The following is a 6,565-nucleotide window of genomic DNA, read 5'->3' on the forward strand; positions in this document are numbered from 1 at the left end:
GCCGTCATCGTCTGCGCGGGAAGGGGAATCGCCTGCGCCTGGCGTCGCGGAGGGCGAGCCGTGCCGCGGTGCGCCCGCTCGCGCCGGAGACGCCGCCGCCGGGATGGGTGGACGCGCCCGTCAGATACAGGCCGGGCGCACCGGGCACCCGCTGACCCGAGAGCTCGGGCAGCGGCCGCCACAGCATCATCTGGTCCAGCGACATCTCGACGTGCATGACATTGCCGCCGCGCAGCCCCATCTCCCGCTCCAGGTCGACCGGCGTCTGCACGAACCGCTGACGCACACTGGACGCGAAACCCGGTGCGTAGGACTCGACTTCGGCGATGATCCGGTCGCCCTCGCGCTCGGCGTGCTCCGCCCAGTCGCTGCCGTCGGCCAGCCGATAGGGATGCCACTGCGCCCACAGCGACAGCTGGTGCTCGCCGGGCGGGGCGATGCTCGGATCGAGCGCGCTGAAACTCATCGCCAGTACCACCGGCCGCGGCGGCAGGTCGCCTGCCAGCGCGGCGCCGTGCGCGCGCCGCAGCTGGGCGCGGTCGGAGACCAGGAATTGCAGGCCGCGCGCGGATTCCTTCGCCGAGGCCCCGTGGTAGCCGGGCAACGCGCTCGTCGCGACCCGCACCACCATGCCGATGCCGGGCCCGACTCGGATGCGCCGCTGCCAGTCGTCCAGTGCGGCGCCGTCGAAGCCGCCCGCGCGCAGCAGGTCGAGCGTGGTGAGCACGTGCGCGCCCGCGATCACCGAGTCGGCGCGCAGACCGCGCCCGGACGCGGTGCGCACCAGCCAGCCCTCGCCGGCGCGCGCGATCGAGGTGACCGCGTCACCGGCGGTCACCGTCCCGCCGTCGGCGCGCAGCCGCGCGACCAGCGCCGCGCTCAACGCGCCGCTGCCGCCGACCGCCCGCCCCGGCGGCAGCGTGTGCATCAGCGCCGCGAAGCCGACCATCGGGGCCGTTCCCGGTTCCGACATCGGCGGACCGGACTGCGCGCCGAACCAGGCCAGCGACGCTTTGAGCCGTTCGTCGCGAAACCAGGCGTCGAGCAATGCGTCCCCGGACTGGAGGAACTCCCTGGACAGCGCGCTGCCGCCGTCCGCGGCATCCAATCCCCAGAACGAGCGCAGCAGATGCCCGGGCCCCGGCGCGCCGCCGAACGCGCGCATCACCCGTGCGCTGCGCGGACCCCACACCGCCACGAACCGCCGGTACGCCTCGGCGTCGGCCGTACCGCACGCCTCGGCGATGGACGCGCAGGTCGCGTCGAGATCGCGATGGAACACGAGCGGCGCGCGGCCTTCGGCATCGGCGGGGGTGAAGCCCCAGGGATCGCAATCGATATAACGGAGTCCGAAACGCTCCAGCTCGAGCTCTTCGACGATCCCCGTGTGCCGGATCATGATGTGCGCCGAGGAGCCTCGGTCCACCAGGTGTCCGGGGAACCGCTCGACCGTCGACACCGCGCCGCCGAGCACCTCGTCCCGTTCCAGCACCTCGACCCGGTGTCCGTCGCGCGCCAGGTAGCAGGCCGCCACCAGCGCATTGTGCCCGGAACCGACGACTACGACGTGCACGGTCGCGCTCCGCCGCCGTCCGCATGCGTCGCGCTCGCCGCGCCGAGGTCGTGTCCGCTCACAGCGGCAGCCGCCTGCCGAGGATCGCGAACGGCCGGTTGTCGCCCGCGAACACGAAATGCCGGATGACGTCGGCGAATCCCTCGCGGCGATAGAGCCGCCACGCGCGGTTCCCCTCACCCGCCACCTCGGGTGTGGAGAGCAGCACCGCGCTCTCCGTCCGGTTCTGGAGCAGCCTGCGCAGCAGGATCGCGCCGATGCCCCGACCTTGCGCGCTCGGGTGCACGTGCAGCTCGGTCAGCTCGAAGTAGTCCGAAAGCAGTTCGCGCGTAGAGTGTTCCGGCCAGCCGGAGCGGCGCATCCCGCTGTGCACCTGTTGGTGCCACCACTGGTGCGGCGCGCCGTGATAGCCGTAGGCGATGGCGACGATGGGCGAGGTGCGCAGGTCGACGCGGCCGTCCTCGTCGGGCAGCAGCGCCGCGACCGCCTGCCAGCCCGCACGGGTGGTGTGCTCGGTCCACATCGGAGCGCGGTGATTCTCGGTGCCGCGCGGATAGTCCATCGCGGCGACATAGACCGCTAGCGCGTCGTGCAGCCGGTAGCGCAGGTCCGCGACCGAGAGGTCGACGACGACGGGTGCGGGTGCGGGGGAGTGGTGTGGCTTGACGGCTGTCATGGCTCTCGTCGGACCGCGCGGACGCGGAAAGTTGTCGGTGGGCGTCTTTATATTCAAGCTCAATTCAAACGTTCGAATACCTGTTCGGTCCGCGCGGTGCACGGGACCGGTGGGTGTACGAGTGCGGAGGGACGTGCCGATGAGTCGGATCGAGCAGCCGGGGCAGCCCGGCAAGGCGGGGAAACTGCTGAAGAAGGCCGACGGACTGCTGCTGCAGGCGGCGGGGGAGACCGACCCGAGGGAGCGCTTTCGCACCGCGTATCTGGCGGCGCTGCGCGGCGCGGGCGCGGTGCTCGCGTTCACCGGCGCCGACGCGGCGCCGCGCGCCCGCTCGCGCAACGCCTGGGTGCTGCTGCAGCGCGCCGCGCCCGAGTTCGTCATGTGGGCCGACTACTTCAGCGCCCGCTCCGAATTGCGCGCCGCGCTGGAGGCCGGATTGGACCGCGAAGTCGACGAGCAGCAGGCCGACGAGTTCTCTTCGCGGGTGGGAGCATTCCTGCACGACGTGGAAGATCTGGTCAATTCGGCCGCGCGGTTGCGGCCCGCGCCGGGATGGAGCGGAGGCATGACCGCTTAGTTATCACCGAGAAGGTGGTACGGCCCTGATCGAACTCGTATCATTGGTGACAGATAGCCGCCAAGGTCGGCTATCTGTCGCCTACCCGGAGGCGACAAGCCACGTCCTAGTGCCGGGGGAGGTACCGTGCCACTCTCCGAGCACGAGCAGCGCATGCTCGAACAGATCGAGAGCGCGCTCTATGCTGAGGATCCGAAGTTCGCCTCGTCCGTCCGCGGCGGACGCCTTCGCTCGACCTCGAGTCGTCGCAGACTCCAGGCCGCGGCCTTGTTCGTCCTCGGTCTGTTTCTACTGGTCGCCGGTATCGCCGCTCCGGTGAAGCCCGGTGGCTTTCCGATCATCAGCCTGATCGGATTCATCGTCATGTTCGGCGCCGGCGTGCTTCTGCTGATCGGCACCTCCAAGAGCGCCGCCCGTGGCGCGCGTTCCGGCGAGGCGTCCACCAGCGGGCCGGGCGGTGGCGGATCGAGCGGACCTGGGCGTCAGCGCAAGTCCGGTGGTTTCTCCGAACGCATGGAGGATCGCTTCCGGAGACGGTTCGAGCAGGAGTAGCTCGGCTGTAACCCGAAATCTTCATCACGGCAGGCGACGCCGCACCACGTACTGGTGCTGCGTCGCCTGCTCGCGTTTCCGGGGCTTTCACCCCGATGGGTCGGTCCCCACGTCTCCCCACGGCGTTCCCCACCTTCCCCCAGAACCACCCCCTTCCACCTCGAGGGCCTTGGCTACCAGGGCGGTTTGCTGGATGTTTTCGGGCCTCGACGCGCCGATGCCCGCGTGTCGGCAGAACACGCAAAAAGTTCCCCACCCGGTGATAGCTGGGATGACCTGCGAAATCGTCTCGGCGGGGAGCGAGATCACCTCCACTTTCGATTGAAAGTGGGGGAAAGTGGGGTAATGTGGAGCGCGCACTACAGGAGAGGCCATCCAGAGAGGTGATCCGGTAGGGAGGTATCGAGTTGTTTCTCGGTACCTACACACCTCGGCTGGATGACAAAGGGCGACTCACGTTGCCTGCGAAGTTTCGAGACGATCTGGCGGGAGGGTTGATGGTCACGAAGGGTCAGGACCACAGCCTTGCCGTGTACCCCAAGGAAGAGTTCACCGCGCTCGCTCGGCGAGCCGCGGCCGCGTCTCGCAGCAATCCGCAGGCCCGCGCATTCGTCAGGGCACTCGCGGCCGGAACCGATGAACAGCGTCCGGACGCACAGGGCCGCATCACGTTGTCGGCCGATCATCGGCGCTACGCGAACCTGGACCGGGATTGCGTGGTGATCGGCTCGGTCGACTTCCTCGAGATATGGGACAAGCAGGCGTGGGAGTCCTACCTCGCCGAGCACGAGGAGGATTACGCGCAAGCGAGAGACGAGTCGCTGGGCGGAATCTTCTAGCCCGAGCGGACGAGTGCCACGCGGCCTCTGCCCGGACGCGGACCCTGGCGTACTTCCCCGACGCCAGGTGCCGTAGTTCGGTCAGAGACCACGGGGCATTCGTCTTCGACAGCAGCTTCTTTTACCAAAAGCACTGTGGAACAAGGCGACCCGTGTGCGATGGTCGAACGTTCGGCCACCGAGGCGATCGCCCGTCCGGTGCAAGCGACGACGCGAGAATCCGGGAGGTCGAGGGTGAACCGTGAACAGCACGGCCCCCGGCATGTTCCGGTTCTGCTCGGCCGCGCCGACGAACTGCTCGGCCCGGCGCTCACCGAGCCGGGCGCCGTCTACGTCGACGCCACTCTCGGTCTCGGCGGCCACGCCGAGCATTTCCTGCGCACCTATCCGGAGCTGCGACTGGTCGGGCTCGACAGGGACACGAACGCGCTCCGCTTGGCCGGAGAGCGGCTGCGTCCCTTCGCCGACCGAATCACGTTGGTGCACACCACCTATGACGGCATCGCCGACGCGCTGACACAGGCGGGGCTGGATCCGGTGGGTTCGGTGAGCGGCATCCTGATGGATCTCGGCGTTTCGTCGATGCAGCTGGACGAGGCCGAGCGCGGCTTCGCCTACTCCGTCGACGCCCCGCTGGACATGCGGATGGATCCGACGACCGGGATCACCGCCGCCGACGTGCTCAACACCTACAGCCACGGCGAGCTCGCCAGGGTGCTGAAGACCTACGGGGAGGAGCGCTTCGCGGGCAAGATCGCCTCGGAGGTGGTGCGCCGTCGTCAGCAGCGGCCGTTCACCACGAGCGCCGAGCTCGTCGAACTGCTCTACGCCACCATCCCGGCCGCCACCAGGCGGACCGGCGGGCATCCCGCCAAGCGCACCTTCCAGGCGCTGCGGGTGGAGGTCAACGGCGAGCTCGACTCGCTGCGCGCCGCGCTGCCCGCCGCGTTCGACGCGCTGCGGCTGGGCGGCCGGATCGTGATCATGTCCTACCAGTCGCTGGAGGACCGGGTCGTCAAGCAGGAGCTGGCGCCGCGGATCGCCTCTCGCACCCCGGTGGACCTACCGGTCGAACTGCCGGGCATGGGACCGGAATTCCGGATGCTCACCCGCGGCGCCGAGAAGGCGACCGAGCGGGAAGTGGAAGAGAACCCGCGGGCCGCGCCGGTGCGCATGCGGGCGGCCGAACGGATTCAGGAGAAGGGATGAGTGTGACGACATCGAGCAGCAGCTCGGCTGCCGTCGTGCTCATCGGACGTCGGTCCACGACCGGAGCCGCCGCGCGCGGCCCGATCGTCGCGGATCGCACGACGTCGACGGGGTGGGGGTGTTCTTGCGGAACAGAGGAGGCGACGACACCATGAGTATCCGAACGCGTACGGTCGAGTCGCCAGGTCGGGTCGCTCGTCGGGTGCAAGCCGCCGACCGGGTGAAATCCGGTGCGGCGCAGCGCGCTTACGCGAAGCGCAAGACGCGCGCCGAACAGCGGACCGACACCGCGCTGTTGCCGACTCGCAGGTCGGTGATGGCCGCGCGGATCCCGTTCGTCGCGGCGATCATCGCGATGCTCGGCTGCGGTCTCGCGCTCACCCTGCTGCTCACCACCCGGGCGGCCGAGGACAGTTACCAGCTCAGCGACGCCAGGGAGCTCAACAGGAAGCTCTCCGAGGAGCGCGCCGGGCTGCAGCGCGAGGTCGAGGCCGCCGATTCGGCGCCCGAACTCGCGGCGCGCGCCCGCGAACTGGGCATGATCCCGGCGAAGGACCCGGCCCGGCTGGTGATCGAGCCGGACGGCACGGTGACGGTGATCGGCACGGAGGCTCCCGCGCGGGGCGCGCCTGCGCCGCCGTTGAACGTGCCGCCCAAGCCCTCGACCACGCGGCCAGGGCACGCGCAGGCGCAGGGCGAGCACGTCGTGCCGGTCTCGATCACGCCGCCTGCGGGCAGGTCTGCCGCCGAGCAGGCCAATGGCGCTCCGGCAAATGGCGCTCAGTCCAATGGAACGCAGGCCAACAGCACGCAGGCGAGCCCGATGCCCGCCGCGCCGCCTTCCCCGGTCCCGTCGCACGCCGAGACGCCGCGACCCGCCGCCCAGAATCCGGTGGAGGCAACTGATTCCGCGGCACAAGCGCAAGGACCGGCTGGGCAGGCACCGGGACCCGAAGCAGCACAGAACCCTGCCGCACCGCAGCCGGTGGCGCAAATTCCCGCCGACCAGCAGACCGCGCCACCCGGGGAGCAGGTGGCGCCGCCGCCACCCGAGCCGCGCGATCAGCAGGGAGGCATCCGATGACCCAGACCAGGCCCGCGCCGCGCAGGCGGTGCGGGCCGGTGGCATCAGGGACCGC

At 70.0% G+C, this 6,565-nt stretch carries 7 protein-coding genes; 5 read left to right on the plus strand and 2 right to left on the minus strand.

The window, feature by feature from the left end:
- Window positions 1–4 precede the first annotated feature (4 nt).
- Complete coding sequence (locus ACRWNM_RS03980) at window positions 5–1,573, minus strand: phytoene desaturase family protein (RefSeq protein ID WP_431963517.1); 1,569 nt, start codon at window positions 1,571–1,573, stop codon at window positions 5–7.
- 58 nt (window positions 1,574–1,631) lie between these two features.
- A complete protein-coding gene (locus tag ACRWNM_RS03985) occupies window positions 1,632–2,249 on the minus strand; it encodes a GNAT family N-acetyltransferase (protein ID WP_431963519.1) in 618 nt (205 codons plus the stop codon).
- 139 nt (window positions 2,250–2,388) lie between these two features.
- On the opposite strand from ACRWNM_RS03985, the gene ACRWNM_RS03990 reads away from it, so the two are divergent.
- From ACRWNM_RS03990 to ACRWNM_RS04010, 5 genes are all read left to right on the plus strand, one after another.
- Window positions 2,389–2,826 carry an SAV_6107 family HEPN domain-containing protein gene (locus ACRWNM_RS03990; RefSeq protein WP_431963521.1) on the plus strand — a complete coding sequence of 146 codons (438 nt, stop codon included), beginning with the start codon at window positions 2,389–2,391 and terminating at the stop codon, window positions 2,824–2,826.
- Window positions 2,827–2,952: 126 nt separating this feature from the next.
- On the plus strand, window positions 2,953–3,378 hold the full coding sequence (locus ACRWNM_RS03995) for a DUF3040 domain-containing protein (RefSeq protein WP_431963523.1): 426 nt from the start codon (window positions 2,953–2,955) through the stop codon (window positions 3,376–3,378).
- A gap of 407 nt (window positions 3,379–3,785) precedes the next feature.
- Complete coding sequence (gene mraZ, locus ACRWNM_RS04000) at window positions 3,786–4,217, plus strand: division/cell wall cluster transcriptional repressor MraZ (RefSeq protein WP_067785767.1); 432 nt, start codon at window positions 3,786–3,788, stop codon at window positions 4,215–4,217.
- A 234-nt stretch (window positions 4,218–4,451) separates the two neighbouring features.
- Window positions 4,452–5,426: a 16S rRNA (cytosine(1402)-N(4))-methyltransferase RsmH gene (rsmH, locus tag ACRWNM_RS04005; protein WP_431963526.1), complete on the plus strand. Its 975-nt coding sequence runs from the start codon at window positions 4,452–4,454 to the stop codon at window positions 5,424–5,426.
- 151 nt (window positions 5,427–5,577) lie between these two features.
- Window positions 5,578–6,510 (plus strand): hypothetical protein, encoded by a 933-nt coding sequence (locus ACRWNM_RS04010; RefSeq protein WP_431963528.1) that lies wholly within the window; start codon window positions 5,578–5,580, stop codon window positions 6,508–6,510.
- Window positions 6,511–6,565 lie beyond the last annotated feature (55 nt).

The sequence above is a fragment of the Nocardia sp. bgisy134 genome (assembly GCF_965341865.1).
Lineage (GTDB): Bacteria > Actinomycetota > Actinomycetes > Mycobacteriales > Mycobacteriaceae > Nocardia.

Bases quoted from the DNA above. Each gene is read 5' to 3' on its own strand.
- ACRWNM_RS03985 (WP_431963519.1), bottom strand. From the start codon at position 2,249: ATGACAGCCGTCAAGCCACACCACTCCCCCGCACCCGCACCCGTCGTC.
- ACRWNM_RS03990 (WP_431963521.1), top strand. From the start codon at position 2,389: ATGAGTCGGATCGAGCAGCCGGGGCAGCCCGGCAAGGCGGGGAAACTG.
- ACRWNM_RS04010 (WP_431963528.1), top strand. From the start codon at position 5,578: ATGAGTATCCGAACGCGTACGGTCGAGTCGCCAGGTCGGGTCGCTCGT.